The organism is Devosia sp., from assembly GCF_048261455.1.
Lineage (GTDB): Bacteria > Pseudomonadota > Alphaproteobacteria > Rhizobiales > Devosiaceae > Devosia_A.
The window spans coordinates 128,751-155,148 of record NZ_JBLXGA010000008.1; the positions used below are offsets into that span (position 1 = coordinate 128,751).

Sequence of the window (26,398 nt, forward strand, 5' to 3'; positions counted from 1 at the left end):
GGCAGAGGATTTGAGATGGCGGTAGATATCAAGGTGCCGACGCTCGGTGAAAGCGTCACCGAGGCAACGATCGGGCAGTGGTTCAAGAAGGTGGGCGACACGGTCGCGGCCGATGAACCCGTGGTCGAGCTCGAAACCGACAAGGTGACGATCGAAGTGCCGGCGCCCAGCGCGGGCGTGATCGAGTCGATTTCCGCCAATCCGGGCGACACGGTCAATGTCGGCGCGCTGATCGGCGCCATCGGCGAAGGCGGCGGTGCCGCTGCAGAAGCGCCCAAGGCCGAAAGCAAATCAGAGCCGGCCGCCACCACGGCGCCCCCGGAAAACGTCGCCGAAAAGCCCGAGCCGAAGGCCGAGCCCGAAGCCGCGAGCGGCAATGGCAGCGACATGTCGCCGGCCCCGGCGGCGCAAAAGCTGATGGCCGAGAACGGGCTGAGCGAAGCCGACGTCAATGGTTCAGGCAAGCGCGGTCAGATCCTCAAGGAAGACGTGCTGTCGGCGATCGGCAACAAGCCGGCAAACGACACCTCGGCTGGCAACATGCCGACGGCGATGACCGGCAGTGCCGCCGCGCCCGTGCCGCAGGCCAAATCCGAGAGCAAGCCGGCCGAGAGTGCACCGGCGGAATCGAAGCCGGCGCCGGCCCAGGCCCGCAGCTCGGTCTCCGATGAAGACCAGTCGCGCGAAGAGCGGGTGAAGATGACCCGGCTGCGCCAGACCATCGCGCGCCGCCTCAAGGACGCACAGTCCAACGCCGCCATGCTGACCACCTTCAACGAGGTGGACATGAAGCCGGTGATGGAGCTCAGGAGCCAGTACAAGGAACTGTTCGAGAAAAAGCACGGCGTGAAGCTCGGCTTCATGGGCTTTTTCACCAAGGCCGTGACGCATGCGCTCAAGGAGATCCCGGCGGTCAATGCCGAGATCGACGGCGACTCGATCATCTACAAGAACTACGCCCATATCGGCGTGGCCGTCGGCACCGAGAAGGGTCTCGTCGTTCCGGTGGTGCGCGATGCCGATCAGATGTCGATTGCCGAGATCGAAAAGGACATCGGCCGGCTCGGGCGCCTGGCGCGCGACGGGCAGCTGTCGATGGCCGACATGCAGGGCGGCACGTTCACGCTGTCGAACGGCGGCGTCTATGGTTCGCTGATGTCGACGCCGATTCTCAATGCCCCGCAGTCGGGTATTCTGGGCATGCACAAGATCCAGGAGCGTCCGGTCGTCGTCGGTGGCGAGATCGTCATCCGTCCAATGATGTATCTGGCGCTCAGCTACGATCACCGGATCGTTGACGGCAAAGAAGCCGTGACCTTCCTCGTCCGCGTCAAGGAAAGCCTCGAGGATCCGCAGCGCCTGGTGCTCGATCTCTAAGCGGCGCTAAAGCACTCAATTCACGAACGGCGGGTCCTCGGGCCCGCCGTTTTCATTGCGGGGTGCACTCGGGACGACGACCAGGTGGCTTGCCTCCCGGCTTGCCGCCCCCCGACACCCCGCTATAGTTCGGGTCCCACCGGAGACCCGCATCGATGCTTTCACCTGAGTTCCTGCTCACTGCCCTGATCATCGTCGTCGCGCCGGGGACGGGGGTGATCTACACCATCGCCACGGGGCTCGGGCGCGGGCGGCTCGCCAGCATCGCGGCGGCGACCGGGTGCACCTTCGCGACCGTGCTGCACCTCATGGCGGCACTGGCCGGGATCGCGGCGATCCTCCACACCTCGGCACTGCTGTTCCAGCTGATCAAATATGCCGGTGCGGCCTATCTCATCTATCTGGCGATCCAGACGCTGCGCGATCGCGGTCCGGTGCGCTTCGAGGCGGATGCCGCGCCGAAGACGCTGGTCCGCACGGCCTGGACGGGCTTTGTGATCAACATCCTCAACCCCAAGGTCTCGATCTTCTTTCTCGCCTTTCTGCCGCAGTTCATGTCGGCCGACGCGAGCCGCGCTTTGGGCGAGATCCTGACGCTTGGCGGAGTGTTCGTGGGGCTGACCTTCGTGGTCTTCGTGCTTTATGGGCAGTTGGCCGGGCTGATGCGCGACCGCATCCTGTCGAGCCGGCGGGCAATGGACTGGATGCGACGGGTCACCGCCGGTGCCTTTGGCCTGATGGGTGCGCGGCTGGCCTTCGAGCGCAGCTGAGCCGATTTCTGACCAAAGCCTTTCCTCGCGCCGCGCGTCCTGTAGAGTGCGCCGCGGAGGAGACCTGATGAAACGCCATGCTGCAGCCCTTGCCTGCCTGCTTGCGCTCGGCACGAGCGTGCCGGCCCGCGCCCAGACCGACGACCGCATTCTCAACGACGTGGTCGAGGTCGTTGCGACGGTGTCGGCGCTGCAGGCGATGGGGGAGCGCTGCGCGGCCTTCGTCGATGAAGCGCCCGAGCTGGTCGAGGGACTGAGCGAGGTCAGCCGGCTCAACACGGCCTGGGTGGAGATCGCCATCGAGGTGATTGCGGCGCGCGGCGGATTGCCCGACGGTGTGCTGGAGGCCGAGAGCGCCCGGCAGAAGGCCGCCTATATCGCGCGCTACGACAGCGACAGCCAGCCGATCACGTCGTGCCTGCAATATGCGGCGGGCGATCCCGTTCTGCATGTCGGCGAACTGCTGCCCGAACAGACCCGGCGGCTGATGGGGGCCCATGACGGTGGCTATCCGGTGCTCGATGTCGATGCGTCCGTCGAGGTCGCCGATGCGCTCGAGATGATGCGGATGTTCCGCTTCACCGATCTGCTGCTGGGCGAATGCAACAGGCGCGCGCCAGATCTCGAGACCTATTCGGCTGCGTGGGACGAGTGGTACGCGCGCAATGAATGGGGCGACACGCTCGCCAAGCGCGTTCTGAAGACCTGGGGCGTACAGGACCCGGCCCGCTTCGAAGCGATCGACGAAGAGGTCGCGTCAGAGGTCGACGCGCTGTTCGCGCGCGGGGAGGGCCAGTCCCGTTGTGCGGCGTTCGTCGCCAATGTCATGGCGGGATCAGACGCCGAGGATGTGACGACAATTGCACCAGGCCTGCTGGAGCGGCTACAGGACGCCAAAGGGCCGGATGTGGCCGCGGACCAGGCAGCGGCGTCCCGATAAGAACAGTCAAGCGGAGGAAATATGACGAACAAGGTACTCTTGGTCACCGGTGGCAGCCGGGGCATTGGAGCGGCAACCGCGAAACTGGCGGCGCAGCGCGGCTATGCCGTGGTGGTCAATTACGCTGGCAATCGCGATGCGGCCGAAGCGGTCTGCAAATCCATCGCTGATGACGGCGGCACGGCGGTCGCGGTGCAGGGCGATGTCGGCGTTCCCGAAGATATCGCGCGTATTTTCGCCGCCGCCGATGAGCTCGGACCGCTGGGCGGGCTGGTCAACAATGCCGGGATTATCGGGACGGCCGAACCGGTCGAGCAGATGTCCGTCGATCGGCTGACCCGGATGTTTGCGGTCAACATCACCGGCAGTTTCCTGTGCGCCAAGGAAGCCATCAAGCGGATGTCGACCCGCCATGGCGGGCAGGGTGGCGGCATCGTCAATCTGTCCTCGGCCGCCGCCAAGCTCGGCGCCCCGAACAATTACGTCGATTATGCTGCCTCGAAGGGCGCAATCGACACGTTCACCGTGGGGCTGGCGCAAGAGCAGGCCGAGGCGGGGATTCGCGTCAACGGCGTCCGGCCCGGCATCATCGATACTGATATTCACTCGTCGGGCGGCGACCCTGACCGGGCGCAGAAGATGTCATCCGTGGTGCCGATGAAGCGCCCAGGCACGGCCGATGAAGTGGCCAATGCCATCATGTGGTTGCTCTCCGACGAAGCCTCCTATGTCACCGGCACGACGCTCACCGTCAGCGGTGGCCGCGCCATTCTGCCGTGACCCAAGGTGCGCGGCCCGGTGGGCGTCTCATCTCAAGTGTGAGGAGAGATGCAATGCAGGCAATGACGATTGCGGCGCTGCTGGCCGCGGCCGCGAGCACTGCCAGCGCCGCCGAATGCCAGATGGCCAAGGCGGTCTATGGTCAGGCGGGCAGCAACTGGACGCTGCAGTTCACGCCGATACCGCGCGATGCGGCCGCCAATCAGGTGGCCGCCTTCACCGTCGAACTGCCGAATTCGGGTGACGCGCTGGTGGGCGCAGTGCATGTGCCCAATGGCTTCGGTTCGTCGTCCGGCTGGATCGACGAGCCGGCCTGCACGGCCAGTGCAGACGAGGTACGGGACGATCCCGAGGTCTGTGCGCTGTGGCATGCGACGGTCTATGCGCTCGATGGCGAGGTGCTGGGGCAATTGCCGCAGGACGACAGCGTACCGGCGCCGGCGCAGATCCTCTTGCCGGAATTTGCGGAGGCAGTGTGGTATTCGCTGCGGCGCGATGCCGAGTGGGCCGGCGACCAGGCACCGGGCGATGCGTTCACATTCGCCCGCTGCGCCGATTAATTGTTTGATCTTGAAACAGAATTGCCGGTTTCGCCGTTGCTTCGTGTGAACCACACGGAGCGGACATGTCTATTGAACTGACGCTTTTGATCTGGAGCCCGGTGCTGGTCGGGCTGTACGTGCTCGTCCAGTCGACACTCTATCGCCTGCAGCATGGCATCAAGTTCGCAGCGTCCGGCCGCGACGGCGAGGCGCCGCCCGATGCGATGAACAGCCGTGCCGAGAAGGCGCTGCGCAATCTGCTCGAGACCTACGCGGTGTTCGTGGCGCTCGCGGTGGCAACGGAGCTGTCAGGCCGGTCGGACGTGCTGACGGTCTGGGGCGCGCAGCTCTATTTCTGGGCGCGCATCGTCTATCTGCCGCTCTACATGTTCGCCGTGCCCTATGTGCGCAGCCTCGTGTGGCTGGTCAGCGCGCTGGGGCTTGGCCTGATGTTCATCGGGGTGGCATTCTAGCGGCAATTGCTGGGCAATCCGGTGCCCGCAAAAAACGGCGGAACACGCCGGTTCGGACTTTCCTCTGCGTTAAGGGTGGTTTAACCCCGGGGGTAAGCCTATATCGGCATGTAACGGCGCCCGGTGCTGGAGGCGCCCGAAATAGCGGCTCGGAGACATCATGGCGGACACTTTCGACCTTACGGTAATCGGCACGGGTCCGGGCGGCTACGTCGCGGCAATTCGCGCGGCGCAGCTCGGCATGAAGGTTGCGGTGGTCGAGAAATGGCCAACCTACGGTGGCACCTGCCTCAACATCGGCTGCATCCCGTCCAAGGCGCTGCTGCATGCGTCGGAAATGTACGAGCAGTCGCGCCACCAGTTCAGCCAGCTCGGCATCGACGTGTCGCCGTCGCTCAATCTCGAGCAGATGCTGACGCATAAGGACGACACGGTTACCTCCAACGTCACCGGCATCGAGTTCCTGTTCAAAAAGAACAAGATCACCGCCTTCCGGGGCACCGGTTCGATCGCCGATACCGGCAAGGTTCTGGTCAAGCCCGACGAGGGGCAGGGCCAGACTATTGAGACCAAGAACATCATCATTGCCACCGGCTCCGAGCCGGTCGGCCTCAAGGGCATTACCATCGACGAAGACAAGGTGGTGAGCTCCACCGGCGCCCTGAGCTTCAAGCAGGTGCCCGAGCGGCTGCTGGTCATCGGCGGCGGCATCATCGGGCTGGAACTCGGCTCGGTCTGGTCGCGTCTGGGGTCCAAGGTGACGGTCGTCGAATTCCTCGACCGCATCCTGCCTGGCCTCGACAGCGAAGCGGCGCGGCAGATGCAGCGCACGCTGCAAAAGCAGGGTCTCGAATTCAAGCTGGGGACCAAGGTCACCGGCGTTGAAGCCTCCGAGAACGGCACGCAGATCGCCACCATGGAACCGGCGGCGGGCGGCGAAGCCACACAGTTCGAAGCCGATGCCGTTCTGGTGGCGGTGGGCCGCAAGCCCTACACGGACGGGCTCGGTCTCGACGGTGTGGGCGTTGCGACGGACGAGCGCGGCCGGGTCCGCGTCGACGCGCAGTACCGCACCAACGTCAAGGGCATCTATGCCATCGGCGACGTCATCGCCGGCCCGATGCTGGCGCACAAGGCGATGGACGAGGGCCATGCCGTCGCCGAAATCATCGCCGGGCAGAAGCCGCATGTGAACTACGCCACCGTGCCGTCGGTGATGTACACGAGCCCGGAAATTGCCTGGATCGGCAAGTCAGAGGACGAGCTCAAGGCCGCCGATGTCGAGTATAAGGTAGGCAAGTTCCCCTACACCGCCAACGGCCGCGCCAAGGCGATGCTGGCGACGCAGGGCTATGTGAAGATCCTCGCCGATGTCACCACGGACCGGGTGCTGGGCGCGCAGATCATCGCCCACAATGCCGGCGAGATGCTGCACGAGATTGCTGTGCTGATGGAGTTCACCGGCAGCGCCGAGGATCTGGGCCGCACCATGCACGCGCATCCGACGATGAGCGAGGCGATCAAGGAAGCCGCGCTGATGTGCGGCGACGGCGCCATCCACATCTGACCGGCTGCAGGCCGGACATATTGAAAAGGCGGTCCTTGCGGGCCGCCCTTTTCGTTTGCGCCTGCCTCAGGCCGAGGTCACTTCCTCAAGCACCTTGGTCTTCGGCTTCTGCTTGCGGGTGAAGAGCCAGACGCCGAAGACGACCAGTGCCGTGCCCGCGGCGTGCCATATGGTGAAGGGCTCGCCGAGGATGAAGATCGCCAGCGCCACCGTGACGAGCGGCGAGATATTGCCGATGATGGCCGTACGCTCCGGCCCGATCAGCCCGATGGCACCGGAGATGCAGTAGGCCGGGACCACGGTCGACATGGTGCCGATGGCCAGCATCAGCGCAAAGCCATTGCCGCTCACTGCGAGATCGCTCATCGGATGCGTGAGCAGGAAATGGATGATCACCGCCGGACCAGCGCCACTCATGGCGATCGAGGTGAAGAGCTGCGGGCCCATGCGGTCGATCAGCGGCTTGGCCAGCAGCTGGTAGACCGCATAGGCGAGGGCCGCGCCGAAGACCAGGAGCGAACCGAGAAGCACGTCCTCACCCTCGATGGTCAGGTCATGGGCAAAGATCAGCGCGATACCGACATAGGAGAGCACCAGCGCGGTCACCATCTGCACGGTGATCTTGCGGCGAAAGAAGATCGCCCCCAGCAAGACGACGAAGAAGGGGTAGGTCAAAAGGATCAGCCGGTCGAGCTGGGCAGTGATGTACTCGAGCGCCTGAAAGTCGAGAAAGCTCGCGACATAGTAGCCGAGGACGCCGACGCCCAGGACCTGCAGCAGGCTGCCAAGCGTGAGGCGCGTCCGCGTGCCGGTCGGCGCGGTGGTCAGCTGCCGGCGGTAGTAGATGATGCCGACGGCAACGAAGATCGGCACCGCGACAATCATCCGCCAGGTCAGCGTCGTCACCGAGTCGATGCCTTCGGCGAGCGCCAGCTTGATGACAATGCCCTTGGTGGCGAAAAAGCCGGCGCCGGCGATGGCGAGCACGATGCCCGCCAGGGCGAGCGGTCGAACGGCGGGCGGTGTCAGAGCGGGTTTGGTGGGCATGTCAGGCGGGTCCATATTGGGCCCTGCCATCAGATCACCGGATCACCCGCGCCTGATGGCGGGGCCGGTGAAGCGTCGAGGGTCAATAGCCGCGCGCGTCCCGATCCCCGAATGGGGCGAGAATAATAATCCATAGATTGGCGCGGCGCGTCTGCATGTCGCTTCGATAGCTCGCAGCACATGGCCTTGTAAAGCGCTGGTTCAGGCGCGCGGGTGCGCCGCGCGATAGGCGTCGAGCAGACGCTCGGTGTCGACGGCCGTGTAGATTTGCGTGGTCGACAGCGAAGCGTGACCGAGCAATTCCTGGATGGCGCGCAGGTCGCCGCCGCGTCCGAGCAGGTGCGTGGCGAAGGAATGGCGCAGGGCATGCGGCGTCGCCGAGGGCGGCAGGCCGAGGGCGCCGCGCAATTGCGCCAGCCGCAACTGGATCAGGCGCGGCGACAGCGGCCCGCCCTTCTTGCCGCGAAAGATCGGCTCGCTCGGGCTCAGATGCATAGGGCAGAGGTCGAGATAGGTGCCGATGGCCTGACGGACCTGCGGGATCAGCGGCACCATGCGGGTCTTGCCGCCCTTGCCGGTGACGCGCAAAGTTTCGGCCTCGAGGTCGAGCCGGGTGAGCGCCAGTGCTTCGGAAATGCGAAGCCCGGCGCCATAGAGCAGCGAGATCACGGCCATATCGCGCGCTGCGATCCATGGCGTGTCCTCGAGCTCATCAGTGGCGGTGATGGCGGAGCGGGCCTCGAGAATGGTCAGGGCCTTGGGCAGGCCCCGGCTCTGCTTCGGTGTGCGGATGGCATTCAGCGCCTCGGTGCGGGCAATGCCGTGCCGCTCCAGATAGCCGAAAAAGCTGCGGATGGCGCTCAGGCTGCGGGCCAGCGAACGCGAGCCGACGTCGCCCGCCCGGCGCTCGGAGAAAAAGGCGCGGATATCGGCAGCGCGCAGCTCGCCGAGCGTTTTCAGGCCGACAAGACCCCCGGTATGCCCGGACAGGAAGGTCAGGAACTGGCTGAGATCGCGCTGATAGGCTTCGAGCGTTTTCGGCGCGAGCCGGCGCACCGATCCGAGATCGCGCAACCAGGCGCTCAGGTGCTGTTGCAGTTCGGGTGTGGTGATCAGCGCGGTCATGGTGCCAGTCTAGGCCAACCGGGTTAGCGGCGGGTATAGAGCTGTGGCCCCAAGGCACCGGTTTTCGCAGGCAGGCTACACGGACGCGTGAGGGCGCTGGCGCCGCGGCGCGCCGCGGTCTAGGCAGGGGGTATGGCCACTTTGCGCACATTCCTGCTGGCGATCGTCGCGTTGTTCGCGCTGCTGACGCCGAGCCTTGCCACCGGCGTCTGCGTCGCCAGTGGTGTGCCACAGGTCAGTGTCGCCAGCGATAGCGCGCATCTGCCGACGCCGTGCGAGGTGCAGGGCGGCAAGCGCATCGCGGCACAGTCGCAGCAGGTTGCGGCACCGCGACCGGTCGAACTGCCGAATGCCGTGGCGCTGCTGTGGGCCGCCGGACTGCGCGATGATCCGGCGCTCGATGGGCGCACTCCGGGAACCGAAACGCCGCCGCCCCGTTTGGGTTGAGCGCAGCTTTCGCCATCCGAGTAGACCCAGCGGCCCAGGCCGCGCAGTGAGACTTTTAGACATGACCGAATTTCGTATTGCCCGCCGCCAGTTGCTTGCGGGCGCAGCAAGCCTTGCGGCCCTTTCCCTCGCCGGTTGCGCGACCTCCGGCAGCACCTCGCGGCTCGATGAGCCGGCTGGCGTGCCCGCCGATGTGCTGGCGCTCTATGCGGCGCGGCCGAACGAGCCCTATCCCATTCCGGCCGCGCGGATCGACCTCGTGCCGCCGCAGTACTGGCGCCAGGTGGTTGCCGACCCGACGGGCGAGAAGCCCGGCACCATCGTCGTCGATACCGCCAACCGCTATCTCTATCTGGTGCTGCCCGCCGGGCAGGCCATGCGCTATGGCGTCGGCATCGGCCGCGACGGCTTCGCCTGGTCGGGCCGGGCGCGTATCGCCTACAAGAAGGCCTGGCCGACCTGGACCCCGCCGAGCGAGATGATCGCCCGCGAGCCCGAACTGGAACAGTACCGCAATGGCATGGAGCCGGGGCTGCAGAACCCGCTCGGTGCGCGCGCGCTCTATATTTTCCAGGACGGCAAGGACACGCTCTATCGCCTGCACGGCAATCCCGATGTCCGTTCGATAGGCAAGGCGGTGTCGAGCGGCTGCGTGCGGCTGATCAATCAGGACGTGATCGATCTTTATGAGCGCGTGCCGTCGGGGGCGCTGATCGTCGTCATGTGATCCGAGACAGGCGCTGGCTGTGCGCGAAAGCAGAATTGCCTTGCTTTTGTGCCAGCCAGCGTGAACAAAACGGGCACAATGGAGCCCTTGCCCGATATAGTCGCCGTCATGGTCTGCGTTGCGGTGGACGTGCCCTATTCGTACCGGGTGCCGCACGGCATGCAGGTGGTGCGAGGCTCGATCGTCGCGGTGCCGCTGATCGGGCGCACGACGCTGGGCGTCGTCATGGGCGTGCCCAAGGACAATTACGCGCATAACCGGCTCAAGGACATCGAGCAGGTGTTCGATGTACCGCCGGTCTCCGAGGAACTGCTGCGGACCGTCGAGTGGGTCAGCCGCTATACGCTGGCGCCGCCCGGGCTGGTGCTGCGTTCGGTGGTGCGCTCGAAAGAGGCGCTGGAACCCGAGCGCCCGATCACCGCTTTTCGCGCCACGGGCGTCATCCCGCCGAAGATGACCGCCGCCCGTCAGCGGGTGCTCGATCTGCTTGCCGACGGCGAGGATTGGGCCAAGGCGGCGCTGGTGGGCGCCAGCGGCGTCTCCGCATCGGTCATCGACGGGCTGGAACGGGCCGGGTCGGTCAGCCGGATTTCTGTGGCGCCGCCGCCGATCGTCCAGCCGCCGGATCCCGATGCCGCGCCGCCGGTACTCAACGCCGCGCAGGCCGAAGCGCTCGAAGCGATCCGCGCGCTGCCGGACGGCGGCTTCGGCGTCGCGCTGCTCGATGGCGTCACCGGTAGCGGCAAGACCGAAGTGTTCTTCGAAGCCGTTGCCGATACGCTCAGGGCCGGGCGTCAGGCGCTGATCCTGCTGCCCGAGATCGCGCTCACCCATACTTTCCTCGAACGCTTCACCCGGCGCTTTGGCACGCGGCCCGGCGAATGGCATTCCGACATGACGCCGGTGCAGCGCTCGCGCACCTGGCGCGCCGTGATGGATGGCACGGTGCGCGCCGTCGTCGGCGCACGCTCGGCGCTGTTCCTGCCCTTCCACGAGCTCGGCCTCATCGTTCTCGATGAAGAGCATGACGGCGCTTACAAGCAGTCCGAGGGGGTGAACTATCACGCCCGCGACATGGCGGTGGTGCGGGCGAAGTTCGCCGATGCCCGGGTCATTCTGAGTTCGGCGACGCCCTCGGTCGAAAGCCGCAACAATGCGAACCTGGGGCGCTATGCCCATGTGGTGCTGCACGCGCGTTTCGCCGAAGCGGCGATGCCCGATATCTCGCCGGTCGACATGCGCGAGGAGCCGCCGGAAAAGGGGACGTGGATCGCGCCCCGGCTGGCCCGCGAGATCTTCGCGACGCTCGACCGGGGCGAGCAGGCGCTGCTGTTCCTCAACCGGCGTGGCTATGCCCCGCTGACGCTCTGCCGCGCCTGCGGCCATCAATATCAGTGCCCGGACTGTTCCGCCTGGCTGGTCGAGCACCGGTTCCGCGGCGTGTTGATGTGCCACCATTGCGGGCATGAAGTGCGCACGCCGCAGGCCTGCACCGAATGCGGCGCGGTCGATTCGCTGGTACCGGTCGGGCCGGGGATCGAGCGGGTGGCGGAGGAGGCGGCGGCGCGGTTCCCCGATGCACGCACCGTGGTGCTCAGTTCCGACATGGGCAGCCACGACCAGTTGCGCGAGCGCTTCCAAGAGATCGAGCAGGGGGCGTACGATCTGGTGATCGGCACGCAGCTGGTGACCAAGGGCCATCATTTCGAAAAGCTGACGCTGGTCGGCGTGCTGGATGCGGATCTCGGTCTCGACAAGGGCGATCCGCGCGCGGCAGAGCGCACGTTCCAGATCCTTACCCAGGTGACGGGGCGCGCGGGCCGCGCCAACCGGGCCGGCAAGGCGCTGCTCCAGACCTATCACCCCACCCATCCGGTGATGACCGCGATGGTGAAGGGCGATCGCGAGGCGTTTTATGCGCATGAGATGGCGGCGCGCGAAGCCGGTGGCCTGCCGCCGTTCGGGCGTCTGGCAGCGCTGATCGTTTCCGCCAACGAACACGAGCCGGCCTTCACGCATGCCAAGCAGCTGCTGTCGGCGGCACCAATGGCTGAGGGGCTGAAGCTGTTCGGCCCGGCCGATGCGCCGATCGCCATGGTGCGCGGCCGCCACCGGGTGCGGCTCCTGGCGCAGTCGGGCAAGGATTTCGACCTGTCCGGCTATGTGCGCTTCTGGCTCGAAAACGGCCCGAAACCCACCGGCAATATCCGCGTGCAGGTCGACGTCGACCCGCAAAGCTTCATGTGAGAGACGGGCCGGTCCCAACCGGCCAGGCCGCGCGCCCATCACCACCACACGGTACTTTCCGATCGGGTCTCTCCCTAATTGCTGGAGAGGCCTGCACCGCGTGTAGTGCCTGCACGAGCGTGGAGAGGAGATTCGGCAATGAACAGTTCGAGCTGGGTCGCGGGCAGTGCGGGCCTCGTGATGTGGCTGGCACTCATCGTTTTCAACCTCGGGGTCATCGTGTTGCTTCGGCACGTGCTGGCGGAAGGCAACATGCGCGAGGCGCTGGAAGAGAAGCACCCAGGGCCGAATACTCAACCCGCAGACGGCCAGCCTCCGGCCAGCTACAGCCGGACTGCTGGCGCGGTGGGGGCGATGGTGCTTGCATGCTTCGTCTGGGGTCTTGGTAACGTCTTGCTCTACAAGGGTTTCGCTAGTCCCGGGACGATCGATGAACTGGTCTCCGGGCTTGGTGGGTTCTTCCTCGGTACCTCGGCACTGTTTGCGCCCTATGCCTTCAACCAGCTCGGCATTGCCTTCAAGCCGCGGTCCTAGGCCAGACTGGCGCGCTGCCGTGCCAGATAGTTTCGCTCCGTCGCGCTGGTCGCGAGCGCGATGGCGAGGTTGTAGGCCTTCGCGGCAGCTTCGGTGTTTCCGAGCCGCGCGTTGAGGTCCGCCAGGGCCGCCTGATAGGGCTGATAGCGCGAGAGATGCTTGCCGAGCGGCTCCGCCAGGCGCAGGGCTTCACCCGGTCCTGCGACATAGCTGACCGCGACGGCCCGGTTCACCTCGTAGACGGGGTTCGGGCTGCGGCGGATCAGCTCCGAATAGATCAGGACGATCTCCTGCCAGTCCGTCTGCGAAAAACTCGGCGCCTCGGCATGCACGGCGGCAATTGCGGCCTGCAACTGGTAGAGGCCGGGCCTGCCACGTCGCAGGGCGCGGACCAGGGCCTCCTTGTGCGCCGCGATGGCGGCGTGGTCCCACACCGTCCGGTCCTGATGCTCCAGCGGGACGAGGTCACCTTCTGCCGTCAGGCGTGCCGCACGGCGCGCGTGGTGGAGGCCGAGCAGTGCCCCAAGGCCCTCGATTTCGGGTTCGTGGGGCACCAGAGTGTCGAGCAGCTGCGCGAGGCGGATCGCCTCCTCGGCGAAGCTGACGCGCAGATAGGTATCGGATGCGCCGGCATAGCCCGCGTTGAAGATCAGATAGATGACATTGAGCACGGCCTCGAGCCGCGCGGCGAAGCCCTCCGGGCCCGGCACCTCGTAGCCGATTCCGGCGCGGGCGATCTTGTGGCGGGCGCGAACCAGCCGCTGCGCCATGGCGTCGGTGCCGACCAGATAGGCGCGGGCGATCTCTTCGGTGGTGAGGCCGCAGATCGAGCGCAGGGTGAGCGCCACGCTGACCTGCCGGTCGAGCGCCGGATGGCAACAGGCAAAGATCAGCTTCAGGCGCTCGTCGGGAATGGACTCGGGCGTTTCGTCGGGTTCTGCGCGGTCCTCGAGGGCCAGCAGCGCCTCGAGTTCCTTGGCCTTGTGCCGGAAGTTGACGGCGCGGCGGATGCGGTCGATCGCCTTGCGCCGGGCGGTCCGCATCAGCCATGCGGACGGTGCGCTCGGCAGTCCGGAGCGCCCCCAGTGGATGAGGGCGCTCTCGATGGCGTCCTGCAGGCAGTCCTCTACCAGTTGCAGGTCGCGCAGGTTGACCGCGAGGACCGACAGCAGGCGCCCGCCGTCGCTGCGGATCAGCGAATCGATCTCGCTGGCGATGGCGTCTGCGGTCGCCGGTCCTGCGCTCATCAGCGTCCGAGGTTCTGCAGCGGCCGCACTTCCACCGATCCATAGGTGGCGGTGGGGATCATCGCCGCATAGCGCAGCGCGTCGTCGAGAGTCGGGCACTCGAAGATATAAAAGCCGCCTAGCTGTTCCTTGGTCTCGGCGAAGGGCCCGTCCATGGTTTCGGTATGGCCGTCGCGGATGCGCAGCGTCGTTGCGGTGCTGGTGTCCTCAAGGGCTTCACCGGACACCAGGACGCCATCGCGGAGGAAGGCGGCGTTGGCGGCCTCGTAGCTTGCCATGAAGGCCTCGAATTCCGGCGTGCCGTAGGCAGGGGAGGAGCCGGGAGGCGAATAGATCAAAGCCATATATTTCATTGTCAGTCTCCATCTTGAAGCCACGCGCACTGGGCGTGGCAGGCAATGACGAATGGCGGGCGCCGGATCGACACCCTAGACTGCATTTTTTACAACAGCGACCAGATCAGCCATGCGGCGGCCGCGAGCATCAGCAACTGTGTAAGCGCGCCACCGGCGATGCGTAGGGGCGCCGTGGGCCGGTCGACGCTCAGCCCGATGAGATGGGCGAGGCGCGCGGCGAGCAGCCCGATCCCGAAGGCGTTGAGCCAGAGGGCCGGCAGCTGCGCCGCTTCGCACAGCGCCATGAGGAGCAGCGCCAGAGGAAGGGTTTCGAGCAGATTGCCATGGCGGCGGATCCACAGGGCGAGATTCATGTCGTCGCCATGCAGGATCGAGATGCCTGTCTTGCCGCGCCTGGCGGAGACGATGTTGGCCAGTACGATCACCAGAACGGTAAAGATAGCGGCGTATATAGAGGTTACGGGAAAGCTCATGGTTCGTTTCCTTCGCGTTGAGGGTTTGCGCGGAAATGACGAACGGAAGTCCGGCAATCGACAGCCACTCGTGGAAATTTTCTCGGGGTGGCCGGAGGGCGACGTGCCCTGCGACAAATCTGTCGCATGAGTCCGGTCGAGTCGCCTTGCGCGGGCGACTTTGCACGTGTTAGACGGAGCGCGAATTCCGGGAACCGTTCGGTTTGGCCGGACAAGAAATCATAAGCTGATGCGGCCAACCCCGTGGATGTTCATCCGGGGTCAGGTACGCGCAACACGAGGGTGACGGGGCTTGGCAGCGCAGAACTCAGTGCTTTCCCAGATCGCGCGACCATATGCGTCCGCGCTGTTCGATCTCGCCGAGGAGCAGAGTTCGCTCTCCGAAGTCGAGGCGGGTCTGGTTTCCATTACGACGCTGGCCGGCGAAAGCGCCGATTTCTCGCGTTTCCTGCGCTCTCCCGTCATCAATGCAGATGAAAAGGCCGAGGCTGTCGAGGCTGTTCTAGCCAAGGCGAACGCGCATCCGGTGGTTGCCAATTTCGTCAAGGTCGTTGCCCGCAATGGCCGGCTGTTTGCCCTGTCGGCCATCATCGCCGCGTTCCGCGAGCGCGCTGCAGAAGCGCGCGGCGAGATTGCCGCGGAAGTGACGTCGGCCTCGTCGCTGTCAGCGGCCCAGGTCAAGACGCTGGGCGATACGCTCAAGGCGAAGATCGGCAAGGCCGTCACGCTTACCCAATATGTCGATCCGTCGCTGATCGGTGGCCTTGTGGTCAAGGTCGGCAGCCAGATGATCGACTCTTCGCTTAAAACCAAGCTCACGGCGATGAAGATCGCGATGAAAGAGGTCTCATAATGGATATCAAAGCCGCGGAAATCTCTGCGATCCTCAAAGAGCAGATCAAGAATTTCGGCCAGGAAGCCGAGGTATCCGAGGTCGGGCAGGTGCTGAGCGTCGGTGACGGCATCGCGCGTGTCTATGGCCTCGACAATGTGCAGGCCGGTGAGCTCGTCGAGTTTCCGGGCGGCATCAAGGGCATGGCGCTGAACCTCGAAGCCGACAATGTCGGTGTCGTGCTGTTCGGTGCCGACCGTGAGATCAAGGAAGGCGACACCGTCAAGCGTACGGGTTCGATCGTCGATACCCCGGTTGGCAAGGAGCTGCTCGGCCGCGTGGTCGATGCGCTGGGCAACCCGATCGACGGCAAGGGCCCGCTGAAGACCAAGGAGCGTCGCCAGGTCGACGTGAAGGCCCCGGGCATTCTGCCGCGCAAATCGGTGCATGAGCCGATGTCGACCGGCATCAAGGCCATCGACGCGCTGATCCCGATCGGCCGTGGCCAGCGCGAGCTCATCATTGGTGACCGCCAGACCGGCAAGACCGCGATCATTCTCGACACCTTCCTGAACCAGAAGCCGGCCCATGCTGCCAATGCTTCGGAGACCGAGAAGCTTTACTGCATCTACGTCGCCGTCGGTCAGAAGCGCTCGACCGTCGCCCAGTTCGTCAAGGTGCTCGAAGACGCCGGCGCCATGGAGTACTCGATCGTCATCGCGGCGACCGCCTCCGACCCGGCCCCGATGCAGTTCCTCGCGCCGATGACCGGCGCCGCCATCGGCGAATATTTCCGCGACAACGGCATGCATGCCGTGATCGCCTTCGACGATCTGACCAAGCAGGCCGTGGCCTACCGCCAGATGTCGCTGCTGCTGCGTCGTCCGCCGGGGCGTGAAGCTTACCCGGGTGACGTGTTCTACCTGCATTCGCGTCTGCTCGAGCGCGCCGCCAAGCTCAACGAAGAGCATGGTCTGGGCTCGCTGACCGCTCTGCCGGTGATCGAGACGCAGGCGAACGACGTGTCCGCCTATATTCCGACCAACGTGATTTCGATCACCGACGGCCAGATCTTCCTCGAGACCAACCTGTTCTTCCAGGGTATCCGTCCGGCCGTGAACGTTGGTCTGTCGGTGTCGCGCGTGGGTGGTTCGGCGCAGATCAAGGCGATGAAGCAGGTTGCCGGTTCGCTGAAGGGCGAGCTCAGCCAGTATCGCGAAATGGCGGCTTTCGCCCAGTTCGGTTCCGACCTCGATGCTGCCACGCAGCGTCTGCTGAACCGTGGTGCGCGCCTGACCGAGCTGCTGAAGCAGCCGCAGTTCTCGCCGCTGAAGCCGGAAGAAGAAGTTGCGGTGATCTTTGCCGGTGGGCAGGGCTATCTCGACGATCTGCCGGTCAACAAGGTTGGTGATTTCGAAAAGGGCCTGCTGGGTGCGCTGCGCTCGCGTCATGCGGACCTGCTCGCCACGATCGCCAAGGAGAAGGCGCTGTCGGACGACCTGCGCGCCCAGCTCAAGTCGGCAATCGACGGGTTCAAGAAGACCTACACCGCCTAAATCAAAAAGCGGTACTGCCGCGTCACGGAGTAGAGTGGCCCTATGGCTTCGCTAAAGGACCTCAAGAACCGGATCTCTTCGGTCAAATCGACCCAGAAGATCACCAAGGCCATGCAGATGGTGGCCGCCGCAAAGCTGCGGCGGGCACAGGAAGCTGCCGAGGCTGCGCGCCCCTATGCCGAGCGCATGGGTGAAGTGCTGAACGCGCTGGGCGCGGCCTATGCCGGTCGCCCCGATGCGCCGGCGCTGCTGGGCGGCACGGGCGACGACAAGGTGCACCTGCTGGTCGTTGCGACCGGCGAACGCGGCCTTGCCGGTGGCTTCAACTCATCCATCGCTCGTATGGCGCGCGATCATGCGCGCAAGCTGCTTGCCGAAGGCAAGACGGTCAAGTTCCTGACTGTCGGACGCAAGGGCAATGACATTTTGAAGCGCATCTATTCGGACATGATTGTCGATACGATCTCGTTCCGCGAAGTGCGCCAGATCGGCTACGAGAACGCGGCCACCGTGGGCGAAAAAGTCCTCGAGATGTACGAGGCCGGCGAGTTCGACGTCGCGACGCTGTTCTTTGCGCGCTTCCGTTCGGTGATCGCCCAGGTCCCGACGGCGCAGCAGCTGATCCCGGCGCAGTTCGAGGCGCCCGAAGACGGCGCTGCCGTTGCCCCTTCGGTCGATTACGAATACGAGCCCGACGAGGAAGCGATCCTCAAGGATCTGCTGCCGCGCAATATCTCGGTGCAAATCTTCAAGGCGCTGCTCGAGAACAATGCTTCGTTCTTCGGTGCGCAGATGAGCGCCATGGACAACGCGACGCGCAATGCGGGCGAGATGATCAAGAAGCTGACACTGGTGTACAACCGCCAGCGTCAGGCGCAGATCACCAAGGAACTGATCGAAATCATTTCGGGCGCGGAAGCGCTCTAGCGACAGGCGCGGTGCTTCAACGCCGCCACACAGCAGCACAGGGCTCCGCGCCCGCAGAGAAAACGAGGTAGAACATGGCCAGAGCAGCGACTGCAGCTAAAGCCCCGGCGGCCGAAAAGGCGCCTGCCGCCCGCAAGGCGCCAGCCCGCAAGGCCGCCTCCACCACCACCACAAAGGCAGCTTCGGAAATGGTTCACGGCAAGATCAGCCAGGTTATTGGCGCCGTCGTCGACGTGACCTTCGATGGTCACCTTCCCGCTATTCTGAACGCGCTCGAGACCGAGAACAACGGCAACCGCCTCGTGCTCGAGGTTGCCCAGCACCTCGGCGAGAACACGGTTCGCACGATCGCCATGGACACGACCGAAGGTCTGGTTCGCGGTGGCGCTGTCACCGACACCGGTGCGCCGATCTCCGTGCCGGTCGGCGACGAGACCCTCGGCCGCATCATGAACGTGATCGGCGAGCCCGTCGATGAAGCCGGTCCGGTCGCGACCGCATCGCGCCGCGGCATCCATCAGGAGGCTCCGAGCTTCGTCGAGCAGAGCTCCGAAGCTCAGATCCTCGTCACCGGCATCAAGGTTGTCGATCTGATCGCTCCGTATGCCCGAGGCGGCAAGATCGGCCTGTTCGGCGGCGCTGGCGTGGGCAAGACCGTGCTGATCCAGGAACTGATCAACAACGTCGCCAAGGCGCATGGTGGTTACTCGGTGTTCGCCGGTGTTGGCGAGCGCACCCGTGAAGGCAACGACCTTTACTACGAGATGATCGAATCCGGCGTGAACAAGGACCCCAAGGAAAATGGCGGTTCGACTGCCGGGTCCAAGTGCGCGCTGGTGTTCGGCCAGATGAACGAGCCTCCGGGGGCCCGTGCCCGCGTGGCGCTGAGCGGCCTGACCGTCGCCGAGCATTTCCGCGACGAAGGCCAGGACGTGCTGTTCTTCGTGGACAACATCTTCCGCTTCACCCAGGCCGGTTCGGAAGTGTCGGCGCTGCTGGGCCGTATCCCGTCCGCTGTGGGCTATCAGCCGACGCTCGCGACCGACATGGGCGCGATGCAGGAGCGCATCACCTCGACCACCAAGGGCTCGATCACCTCGATCCAGGCCGTGTACGTGCCGGCTGACGACTTCACCGATCCGGCCCCGGCCTCGACCTTCGCGCACCTTGACGCGACGACCGCGCTGAACCGCGCGATCTCGGAAAAGGGCATCTACCCGGCCGTGGATCCGCTGGACTCCACCTCGCGCATGCTCGACGCCTCGATCGTCGGCGAGGAGCACTACGCTGTTGCCCGCCAGGTGCAGGAAATCCTGCAGCGCTACAAGGCGCTCCAGGACATCATCGCGATCTTGGGCATGGACGAGCTGAGTGAAGAAGACAAGCTGACCGTGGCCCGCGCCCGTAAGGTCGAGCGCTTCATGAGCCAGCCGTTCCACGTGGCCGAAGGCTTCACCGGCGCACCGGGCGTGTTCGTCGATCTCGAAGACACGATCAAGGGCTTCAAGGGTCTGGTGGACGGCGAGTACGATCACCTTCCCGAGGCGGCCTTCTACATGGTCGGCACCATCGAAGACGCCGTCAACAAGGCCAAGAAGCTGGCTGAAGCGGCGTAAGGTACGCGTAGAGCGAAAGGAAGTAGCGAACCTCAATCCCGAAACTGGCGGCCTATGGCCGCCTCTCACCGGGTTTGCTGTTTGTGAACTGAGCGATGGCTGAAGGCATTAAACTTGAAATCGTCTCGCCGGAGCGGCTGGTGCTGTCCGAGACCGTTCGTTCGGTCACGGTACCGGGCACCAACGGCTACTTCACCGTGTTGGGCGACCATTCGCCGATGATGTCCACCCTGCGTCCGGGGTTTATCACGGTGACGGATACGGCTGGCATCAGCCATGTCTACTATGTGCGTGGTGGGTTCTCGGACATTTCGGGCGAAGGCCTGACCATCCTCGCCGAAGAGGCCAAGCCGGTGGCCGAGTTCGATCAGGGGCAGATCGAAGCCCTGATTACAGCCGGTCTGACGGCGCAGGAAGCGGCCGCGACTTCGGAAGAAGAGACACATCTCCAGCACGAGATCGACGCCTGGCGCAACCTGCTGCTCGAAGCAGCATCGACGGATGGGCCGGCACACTAAACCGGCCAAATCTGCAGCACAAATTCAGGGCGTCCCCTCAACGGGGCGCCCTTTGCTTTTTGTTAGTCAATTCAAAGACCTGTCGCGCCCCGTTCGATACTAACGTTTTCACGTAGTCGGCAGTTTTGTCAAAGTTTAACTCCCCGCGATAACGATCACACAGGGAACGCGATCGGTTTCCTGGTGCAGGGCGTGACAACGCCTGGTGGCCCGCGAGTTCGCCGGAAGGGCTGCTCCGGCCACTGTTTGGTTTCGGTGGAGTTGACGGTGGGTATTAAGGCTAGAATTTTTTCAATTGTTGGCGTGATGGGGGTGCTCATCTGCCTGGTGGGCGGTGCGGCGGTTTTCGCGTCACTGCAGTATTCCGACAAGCTGTCGGCTATCGAGAACGCGACTGAACGCGCTTATGACGGCGAGCGTCTCAACCGCATCGTGACTGCGGTGGTGATGGACTCTCGCGGCATCTACGCCTCCGATACTGTCGAACAGGCGGCACCTTTTGCAGAAAAGATTGTCAACCGCCTCGCCGAGATGGATGCGCATCTTGCTGCGTGGCGCGAGCTGGTACCGGCAAGTGAACTTGAAGACTTCGACCGGATGGTCGCGAACGCCGCCGAATTCAAGGCTTTCCGCTCCGAAACTGCGCGGCTAGGCCTGATCGATCCCGAACTCGCCAACGCGCAGGGCAACAACGCCGACAACCGCGCCAATCGTCGGGCCTTTCAGGACGAGATCGACCTTGTGGTCGCGGAAGATCAGCAGCGCTCCGACGCGGTCTCGGCCGACATGGAGCAGTTCCAGGCGTTCGTGATCCCGGCCGTCATCGGCATTACCGCGTTTGGTTTGCTGGCGGGTCTCGCCAGTGCCTGGTTCGTCGCCACGCACTACATCACACGTCCGCTGTCTCGTATGACGCAGACAATGGCGACGCTGGCGGAAGGCAATTTCACTGTCGATGTTCCGTTCGCTGGGCGCTCGGATGAAATCGGGCACATGGCCAACGCCGTGCAGGTCTTCAAGGACAATGGCATCCGCGTTGCTCAGATGAACGAGGACGAGCGGATCCAGAACGAGAAAGCCGTGGAACGGGCGCAGACCATGACGCAGTTCCAGGCCGAATTCGATGAGGTGGTCGACTCCACACTCAGAGGCGACCTCAGTAAGCGCGTTGAAGGTCCGTTCTCCGACCAGGACATCACGCGTGTCGCCAGCAATTTCAATGGCCTGATGGATACGGTCGACAGCGTCATGCAGCGCGCCGGCGACGTGCTTGAAGCGCTCGCAGAAGCCGACCTGACGCGCCGGATGGAAGGCGACTACCAAGGCGATTTTGCGCGGCTCAAGGACAGCACCAATACGGTGGCGACCAAGCTTGCAGATATCGTGACGCAGTTGCGCAGCACATCTGGTGGTCTCAAGACCGCTACAGGCGAAATCCTTGCGGGCGCCAACGACCTGAGCGAGCGGACCACGAAGCAGGCCGCGACCATCGAGGAAACTTCGGCGGCGATGGAGCAGCTGTCGCAGACCGTCATGGCCAACGCCGAGCGCGCCAGCAGCGCCTCCGAGAACGCCGCAGAAGTCACCACCGCCGCGGAGGCGGGTGGTTCGGTGATGATGCAGGCCAACGAGGCCATGGAGCGCATCACCCAGTCGTCCTCAAAGATCTCGAACATCATCGGCATGATCGACGACATCGCCTTCCAGACCAACCTGCTGGCGCTGAACGCGTCGGTGGAAGCAGCGCGCGCCGGTGAAGCCGGCAAGGGCTTTGCGGTCGTGGCCGTCGAAGTGCGCCGTCTGGCGCAGTCGGCCGCCGAGGCCTCGAGCGAGGTCAAGGCGCTGATCGAGCAGTCGGCCAATGAGGTCGGTTCGGGTTCGCGCCTTGTGGCGCAGGCCGCCGAAAAGCTCGGCGAGATGCAGGAAGCGGTCAAGCGCAACCGCGATCTGCTCGACGGCATCGCCCGCGAGAGCCGTGAGCAGGCATCCTCGATCGACGAGGTGAACACTGCCGTGCGCCAGATGGACGAGATGACCCAGCACAATGCGGCGCTCGTCGAACAAACCAATGCCGCGATCGAGCAGACCGAGTCTCAGGCGACTGAGCTCGACCGCATCGTCGCCGTGTTCCGGGTTGGCAACAGCCACGTTTCGCACGCCGCAGAAGGCGCGCGACAGGCACCTGCCAACTCGAATCCAACCGCCAAGCCAGGCGGGATAAAGGCCTTGCAGAAAAAGGTCACCACCGCTGCAAAGGCCTATCTCAACAGGGGTAGCGCTGCGGTCCAGACTGACGAATGGGCCGAATTCTAGGAGGACGTTCCAGAACGGAACGGCAAAAAAGGAGACTACGACGATGACTATTCGCAAGTTCGTATTGGCTGCCACCGCAATGGGGCTGCTCTCAGGGCCCGCCCTTGCTCAGGACAATGAGTACGCGGATGCGCTCAACGAGATCGCCAACGGTCAGCTGCGCACGATCGCCGAAAATCCGGCACTGGTCGCTGCCATCAAGGCACAGAATGCCGAGACCGCCGGCTATGACGCCGCCAAGATCGAGGAACTCGATCAGCAGTGGCGGGCAGAAGTCGATGCAGGTTCCAAGCCGCTGATCGACGAGGTCATGGGCACCGAGGCATCGCAGATGCTGATGGCCGAACAGGAAAGCGCCGAGGGTCTGTTCAGCGAGATGTTCGCGACCGACGCCATGGGGCTGAACGTCGCGCAGTCGACCATCACCTCCGACTACTGGCAGGGCGACGAGGAAAAGTTCACCGAAACCTATTCGGTCGGCCCGGATGCCATCTATCTCGGCGAGATCGAGCAGGATGAAAGCACCCAGACGTACCAGAGCCAGGTGAGCATCACCATCGTCGATCCCGACAGCGGCGAGCCGATCGGCTCGATCACTGCCGGCGTCGATCTGTCGATGCTCTGATTTCATCTAGACAAACGGGAGGCCTGAACCATGCGGCTCAAACTCGCTCCGGCAATTCTGATACCGGCAGCCCTGGCAATGTTCTTTGCCATCGGCATCGGTATGACGTTGTCTGCATTGAGCAACATGCAGATGGTCTCCCGCCTGTTAAGCGCTCAGCAGAACGAACTTCTGCAAGCGATTGGCACGGTCCAGGCCGGCAGCATCAAGTTCGCCAAGGTCGAACCGATCGTCGAGCAGCTCGATGACTTCGCCAGCACGCCTGAGAACGGTCTGGCGGATGCGTTGGTCGTCGATGCGCAGCAAGCTGTCGTCCTCGACTATCCGGGTCTCACCGAGGCAAACCAGCAGCTGCAAGCCCTCGCCGCGGAAGCGATCTCCACGGAACAGCAGGTTTCACGGATCGACGGCGATCTTCACTTGTCCGTCGTGCCGGTGCGTTTCGGCAAGGACAATGCGCTGGTCGGCGCCTTCGGCATGGCGTGGGATCTCGGCGTCCACACAGAAGAAATTCTGGCTGAGCAGACCAAGAACATGTTGATCGGCCTTGGCATCGGCGCGCTGGCGCTCATCGGGCTCGGCGTGCTGATCATGCTGCACGTGATCCGGCCGATCGGACGGCTCACCAACTTTGCTACCGAACTGTCGAAGAATAATCTCGATGTCACCCAGTCCGATACCGGGAGGCGTGATGAGATCGGCGACCTGGTGTCGGCGATGGGCGTCTTCCATGAGAATGCGCTGAAGATGCGCGACATGACCGCCGCAGAAGCGCAGCGGATCATCGACGACGAGGCCAAACGCCGCGAAACGATGGCCGAACTGCAGCGCGCCTTCGGCGATGTGGTGCGGGCGGCCGGCGATGGCGACCTGACCCAGCGGGTCAAATCGGACTTCGCCGACGATGAACTCAACACGCTATCGGGAAGCGTCAACGAGCTGCTCGGCACCGTCGACACGGCGCTCAGCGAGACCGGCGACATGCTGGAAGCGCTCGCTGCAGCCGATCTCACCCAGCGCATGCGCGGCAATTACAGCGGCGCCTTCGCGCGGCTGCAGACCAGTGCAAACGGCGTGGCCGATCGACTCAGCGATATTGTCGGCCAGATCCGGACGACCTCCGGCGGGCTCAAGTCGGCAACCGGCGAAATCCTGGCTGGGGCGAATGATCTGAGTGATCGCACGACCAAGCAGGCGGCGACGATCGAAGAGACGTCCGCGGCGATGGAACAGTTGTCGCAGACGGTGATGGCCAATGCCGAGCGCGCCAGCAATGCCTCTGAGAATGCCGCCGAGGTGACGACGGCTGCCGAGGACGGCGGCGCGGTGATGCTGAAGGCCAATGACGCCATGGAGCGCATCACCCAGTCCTCGTCGAAGATTTCCAACATCATCGGTATGATCGACGACATCGCCTTCCAGACCAACTTGCTGGCGCTCAACGCCTCGGTCGAAGCGGCGCGTGCCGGCGAAGCGGGCAAGGGCTTTGCCGTGGTTGCCATCGAAGTGCGCCGCCTGGCCCAGTCGGCCGCCGAGGCCTCAAGTGAGGTCAAGGCGTTGATCGAACAGTCGGCGAACGAAGTTGGTTCCGGCTCGCGCCTCGTCGCGCAGGCAGCCGAAAAACTCGGCGCGATGCAGGAGGCGGTCAAGCGCAACCGCGACCTGCTGGATGGCATTGCGCGGGAAAGCCGCGTGCAGGCGTCGTCTATCGACGAGGTCAGCTCCGCCATCCGCCAGATGGACGAAATGACCCAGCACAACGCGGCGCTGGTGGAAGAGACCAATGCGGCCATCGAGCAGACGGAATCTCAGGCGACCGATCTCGACCGGATCGTCAGCGTGTTCAATGTCGGTGGTTACGCTCAGGACACCGCAGCCGAGCCGGCGGCAGCCCCTGCGCCGGCCAGAAAGCCAGGCGGGGTGAGAGCCCTGCAGCAAAAGGTCAAATCGGCGGCGCAGTCGTACCTGTCGAAGGGCAATACCGCGATCAAGACCGACGACTGGGCGGAGTTCTAGCCCAAGCCCGTCGGCCGCGGCGCACGCAAGGCGTTGCCGGGGCACGGTTGTATAGACTGCCAATGCCGTCCGCAGCAGACCTCGATGGTCGCGCGGACGGCATTGTTTTGCGTGAGGGCTAGGCGTCGTCCATGGCGGCGCTCACGAGGGCGCGGGCATGCAGATCGGTGGTGTCATAGGTCGGGATCGGGCTGACGTCGTCGGTGATGAGCATGCCGATCTCGGTGCAGCCCAAAATGACGGCGTCGGCGCCCCGCGCTGCCAGCATCTCGATCGCCTCGACATAGATGCGCCGCGACCCCTCGCGCACGATGCCGTGGCAGAGCTCCTCGTAGATGATGCCGTTGAGGTTGGTGATCCCGACCTCGGGCACCAGCACCTCAAGTCCAAGCCGCTCCAGTTCGTCGATATAGAAGCGCTGCTCCATCGTGAAGCGTGTGCCGAGCAGACCGACCCGGGTGATGCCGTCGGCCAGCAGGGCTTCTGCCGTGGGTGTCGCGATATGCAGGAAGGGCACGGTGATCGCCGCAGTGATCTGCGGGGCGCAGATGTGCATGGTATTGGTCGCGAGCCCGATGACGCCGCACCCCTGACGTTCCAGCGCGGCCGCGATGTCGGCCAGTTGCGCGCCGGCCGCGTCCCAGTCGCCGGCCCGCTGCAGGGCCTCGATCGGCGCGAAATCCACCGAATGGACGATCACTGGCGCGGAGTGCAGTCCGCCGCGGCGTTTGGCGGTCTCACGATTGAGGATGGCGTAGTAGTGGGCCGTCGACTCCCAGCTCATCCCACCGATGAGGCCAATCGTGTGCATCTTCAGCCCTGTCCAAGCTGGACGGGAATCTCGGCGAAAGCGGCGACCACCTGTTCATAGGCGGCGCGCTTGAAGGGCACGACGAGTTCGGGCAGCGCCGCGAGCTGTTCCCAGCGCCAGGCGTCGAACTCGGCTTTGTACTTGCCACCGGCGGGCTTCAGCACGTCGATCTCGCTTTCGTCGCCATCAAAGCGGAAGGCAAACCAGCGCTGGCGCTGACCCCGATATTTGCCGTGGAGGGCAATGCCGAGGGCCTCGTCGGGCAGATCATAGTGGATCCAGTCCGGCGCCTCTGCCAGCAGACTGACGGAGCGGACCGAGGTTTCCTCGAACAGTTCGCGATAGGCTGTGTCGAGCGGCGTTTCGCCCTTGTCCATGCCGCCCTGCGGCATCTGCCAGGGCGAGCCCATCTCGCTCGAATCCTCGGGATCGTCCTCGGGGATGCGGCGGGCAATGAAGACCTCGCCGCGGGCATTGAAAAGCGTGACGCCCACGCAATCGCGGTAGGGCATCGTTTCGCGGTCCGGCATAT

Annotated in this window: 26 protein-coding genes; 19 read left to right on the plus strand and 7 right to left on the minus strand. The window is 64.5% G+C overall.

Annotated features, from left to right (window positions below; translation table 11 throughout):
* Positions 1-15: 15 nt before the first annotated feature.
* The 7 genes from odhB to lpdA all read left to right on the plus strand — a co-directional run bounded on the left by odhB (position 16) and on the right by lpdA (position 6,449).
* Complete coding sequence (gene odhB, locus ACN0TK_RS10680; protein ID WP_417309472.1) at positions 16-1,377, plus strand: 2-oxoglutarate dehydrogenase complex dihydrolipoyllysine-residue succinyltransferase; 1,362 nt, start codon at positions 16-18, stop codon at positions 1,375-1,377.
* 155 nt (positions 1,378-1,532) lie between these two features.
* A complete protein-coding gene (locus tag ACN0TK_RS10685) occupies positions 1,533-2,147 on the plus strand; it encodes a LysE family translocator (protein ID WP_417309473.1) in 615 nt (204 codons plus the stop codon).
* A gap of 67 nt (positions 2,148-2,214) precedes the next feature.
* Entirely contained in the window at positions 2,215-3,087 is an 873-nt protein-coding gene (locus ACN0TK_RS10690) for a hypothetical protein (protein ID WP_417309474.1), read from the plus strand.
* A gap of 21 nt (positions 3,088-3,108) precedes the next feature.
* Positions 3,109-3,867 (plus strand): SDR family oxidoreductase, encoded by a 759-nt coding sequence (locus ACN0TK_RS10695; protein WP_417309475.1) that lies wholly within the window; start codon positions 3,109-3,111, stop codon positions 3,865-3,867.
* Positions 3,868-3,920: 53 nt separating this feature from the next.
* On the plus strand, positions 3,921-4,427 hold the full coding sequence (locus ACN0TK_RS10700; RefSeq protein WP_417309476.1) for a hypothetical protein: 507 nt from the start codon (positions 3,921-3,923) through the stop codon (positions 4,425-4,427).
* Between the two features lie 65 nt (positions 4,428-4,492).
* Positions 4,493-4,882 (plus strand): MAPEG family protein, encoded by a 390-nt coding sequence (locus tag ACN0TK_RS10705; RefSeq protein ID WP_417309477.1) that lies wholly within the window; start codon positions 4,493-4,495, stop codon positions 4,880-4,882.
* Between the two features lie 160 nt (positions 4,883-5,042).
* Positions 5,043-6,449 carry a dihydrolipoyl dehydrogenase gene (gene lpdA, locus ACN0TK_RS10710; RefSeq protein WP_417309478.1) on the plus strand — a complete coding sequence of 469 codons (1,407 nt, stop codon included), beginning with the start codon at positions 5,043-5,045 and terminating at the stop codon, positions 6,447-6,449.
* 66 nt (positions 6,450-6,515) lie between these two features.
* On the opposite strand, the gene ACN0TK_RS10715 is transcribed toward lpdA, so the two are convergent.
* Both ACN0TK_RS10715 and ACN0TK_RS10720 read right to left on the minus strand, forming a co-directional pair.
* Complete coding sequence (locus ACN0TK_RS10715) at positions 6,516-7,496, minus strand: DMT family transporter (RefSeq protein ID WP_417309479.1); 981 nt, start codon at positions 7,494-7,496, stop codon at positions 6,516-6,518.
* Positions 7,497-7,697: 201 nt separating this feature from the next.
* Complete coding sequence (locus tag ACN0TK_RS10720) at positions 7,698-8,621, minus strand: tyrosine recombinase XerC (RefSeq protein ID WP_417309480.1); 924 nt, start codon at positions 8,619-8,621, stop codon at positions 7,698-7,700.
* A gap of 132 nt (positions 8,622-8,753) precedes the next feature.
* Here ACN0TK_RS10720 and ACN0TK_RS10725 point away from each other — a divergent pair, with 132 nt between their 5' ends.
* The 4 genes from ACN0TK_RS10725 (at position 8,754) to ACN0TK_RS10740 (ending at position 12,576) form a co-directional block, all read left to right on the plus strand.
* Positions 8,754-9,068, plus strand: coding sequence for a hypothetical protein (locus ACN0TK_RS10725; protein WP_417309481.1), 315 nt, complete (start codon positions 8,754-8,756; stop codon positions 9,066-9,068).
* 61 nt (positions 9,069-9,129) lie between these two features.
* The gene (locus tag ACN0TK_RS10730) at positions 9,130-9,795 is read left to right on the plus strand and encodes a L,D-transpeptidase (protein ID WP_417309482.1); all 666 of its coding nucleotides are present in this window, start codon (positions 9,130-9,132) and stop codon (positions 9,793-9,795) included.
* A gap of 78 nt (positions 9,796-9,873) precedes the next feature.
* The gene (locus tag ACN0TK_RS10735; protein WP_417309483.1) at positions 9,874-12,042 is read left to right on the plus strand and encodes a primosomal protein N'; all 2,169 of its coding nucleotides are present in this window, start codon (positions 9,874-9,876) and stop codon (positions 12,040-12,042) included.
* Positions 12,043-12,180: 138 nt separating this feature from the next.
* Positions 12,181-12,576 (plus strand): hypothetical protein, encoded by a 396-nt coding sequence (locus ACN0TK_RS10740; protein WP_417309484.1) that lies wholly within the window; start codon positions 12,181-12,183, stop codon positions 12,574-12,576.
* Here the strand turns inward: ACN0TK_RS10740 and ACN0TK_RS10745 are convergent.
* The 3 genes from ACN0TK_RS10745 to ACN0TK_RS10755 form a co-directional block, all read right to left on the minus strand.
* Positions 12,573-13,823, minus strand: coding sequence for an RNA polymerase sigma factor (locus tag ACN0TK_RS10745; RefSeq protein ID WP_417309485.1), 1,251 nt, complete (start codon positions 13,821-13,823; stop codon positions 12,573-12,575). The genes ACN0TK_RS10740 and ACN0TK_RS10745 overlap by 4 nt on opposite strands.
* Positions 13,823-14,176, minus strand: coding sequence for a YciI family protein (locus ACN0TK_RS10750; protein ID WP_417309486.1), 354 nt, complete (start codon positions 14,174-14,176; stop codon positions 13,823-13,825). The genes ACN0TK_RS10745 and ACN0TK_RS10750 overlap by 1 nt, the downstream gene beginning before the upstream one ends.
* A gap of 89 nt (positions 14,177-14,265) precedes the next feature.
* Positions 14,266-14,652 (minus strand): MAPEG family protein, encoded by a 387-nt coding sequence (locus tag ACN0TK_RS10755; RefSeq protein WP_417309487.1) that lies wholly within the window; start codon positions 14,650-14,652, stop codon positions 14,266-14,268.
* 292 nt (positions 14,653-14,944) lie between these two features.
* Between ACN0TK_RS10755 and ACN0TK_RS10760 the strand changes: the two genes are divergently transcribed.
* The 8 genes from ACN0TK_RS10760 to ACN0TK_RS10795 all read left to right on the plus strand — a co-directional run bounded on the left by ACN0TK_RS10760 (position 14,945) and on the right by ACN0TK_RS10795 (position 25,055).
* Positions 14,945-15,505 (plus strand): F0F1 ATP synthase subunit delta, encoded by a 561-nt coding sequence (locus tag ACN0TK_RS10760; RefSeq protein WP_417309488.1) that lies wholly within the window; start codon positions 14,945-14,947, stop codon positions 15,503-15,505.
* Positions 15,505-17,040, plus strand: coding sequence for a F0F1 ATP synthase subunit alpha (atpA, locus tag ACN0TK_RS10765; protein WP_417309489.1), 1,536 nt, complete (start codon positions 15,505-15,507; stop codon positions 17,038-17,040). Before ACN0TK_RS10760 ends, atpA begins: the two co-directional genes overlap by 1 nt.
* A 42-nt stretch (positions 17,041-17,082) precedes the next feature.
* Positions 17,083-17,967: a F0F1 ATP synthase subunit gamma gene (locus ACN0TK_RS10770; RefSeq protein WP_417309490.1), complete on the plus strand. Its 885-nt coding sequence runs from the start codon at positions 17,083-17,085 to the stop codon at positions 17,965-17,967.
* Positions 17,968-18,041: 74 nt separating this feature from the next.
* The gene (gene atpD, locus ACN0TK_RS10775) at positions 18,042-19,583 is read left to right on the plus strand and encodes a F0F1 ATP synthase subunit beta (protein WP_417309491.1); all 1,542 of its coding nucleotides are present in this window, start codon (positions 18,042-18,044) and stop codon (positions 19,581-19,583) included.
* Between the two features lie 95 nt (positions 19,584-19,678).
* Complete coding sequence (locus ACN0TK_RS10780) at positions 19,679-20,101, plus strand: F0F1 ATP synthase subunit epsilon (protein ID WP_417309492.1); 423 nt, start codon at positions 19,679-19,681, stop codon at positions 20,099-20,101.
* Between the two features lie 267 nt (positions 20,102-20,368).
* A complete protein-coding gene (locus tag ACN0TK_RS10785; protein ID WP_417309493.1) occupies positions 20,369-22,414 on the plus strand; it encodes a methyl-accepting chemotaxis protein in 2,046 nt (681 codons plus the stop codon).
* Between the two features lie 43 nt (positions 22,415-22,457).
* Positions 22,458-23,039, plus strand: coding sequence for a hypothetical protein (locus tag ACN0TK_RS10790; RefSeq protein WP_417309494.1), 582 nt, complete (start codon positions 22,458-22,460; stop codon positions 23,037-23,039).
* A gap of 30 nt (positions 23,040-23,069) precedes the next feature.
* Positions 23,070-25,055, plus strand: a complete 1,986-nt coding sequence (locus ACN0TK_RS10795) for a methyl-accepting chemotaxis protein (protein WP_417309495.1) — start codon at positions 23,070-23,072, stop codon at positions 25,053-25,055.
* 118 nt (positions 25,056-25,173) lie between these two features.
* On the opposite strand, the gene ACN0TK_RS10800 is transcribed toward ACN0TK_RS10795, so the two are convergent.
* Positions 25,174-25,866, minus strand: a complete 693-nt coding sequence (locus ACN0TK_RS10800; protein ID WP_417309496.1) for an aspartate/glutamate racemase family protein — start codon at positions 25,864-25,866, stop codon at positions 25,174-25,176.
* 2 nt (positions 25,867-25,868) lie between these two features.
* Positions 25,869-26,396: an RNA pyrophosphohydrolase gene (locus tag ACN0TK_RS10805; RefSeq protein WP_417309497.1), complete on the minus strand. Its 528-nt coding sequence runs from the start codon at positions 26,394-26,396 to the stop codon at positions 25,869-25,871.
* Between the last annotated feature and the right edge of the window lie 2 nt (positions 26,397-26,398).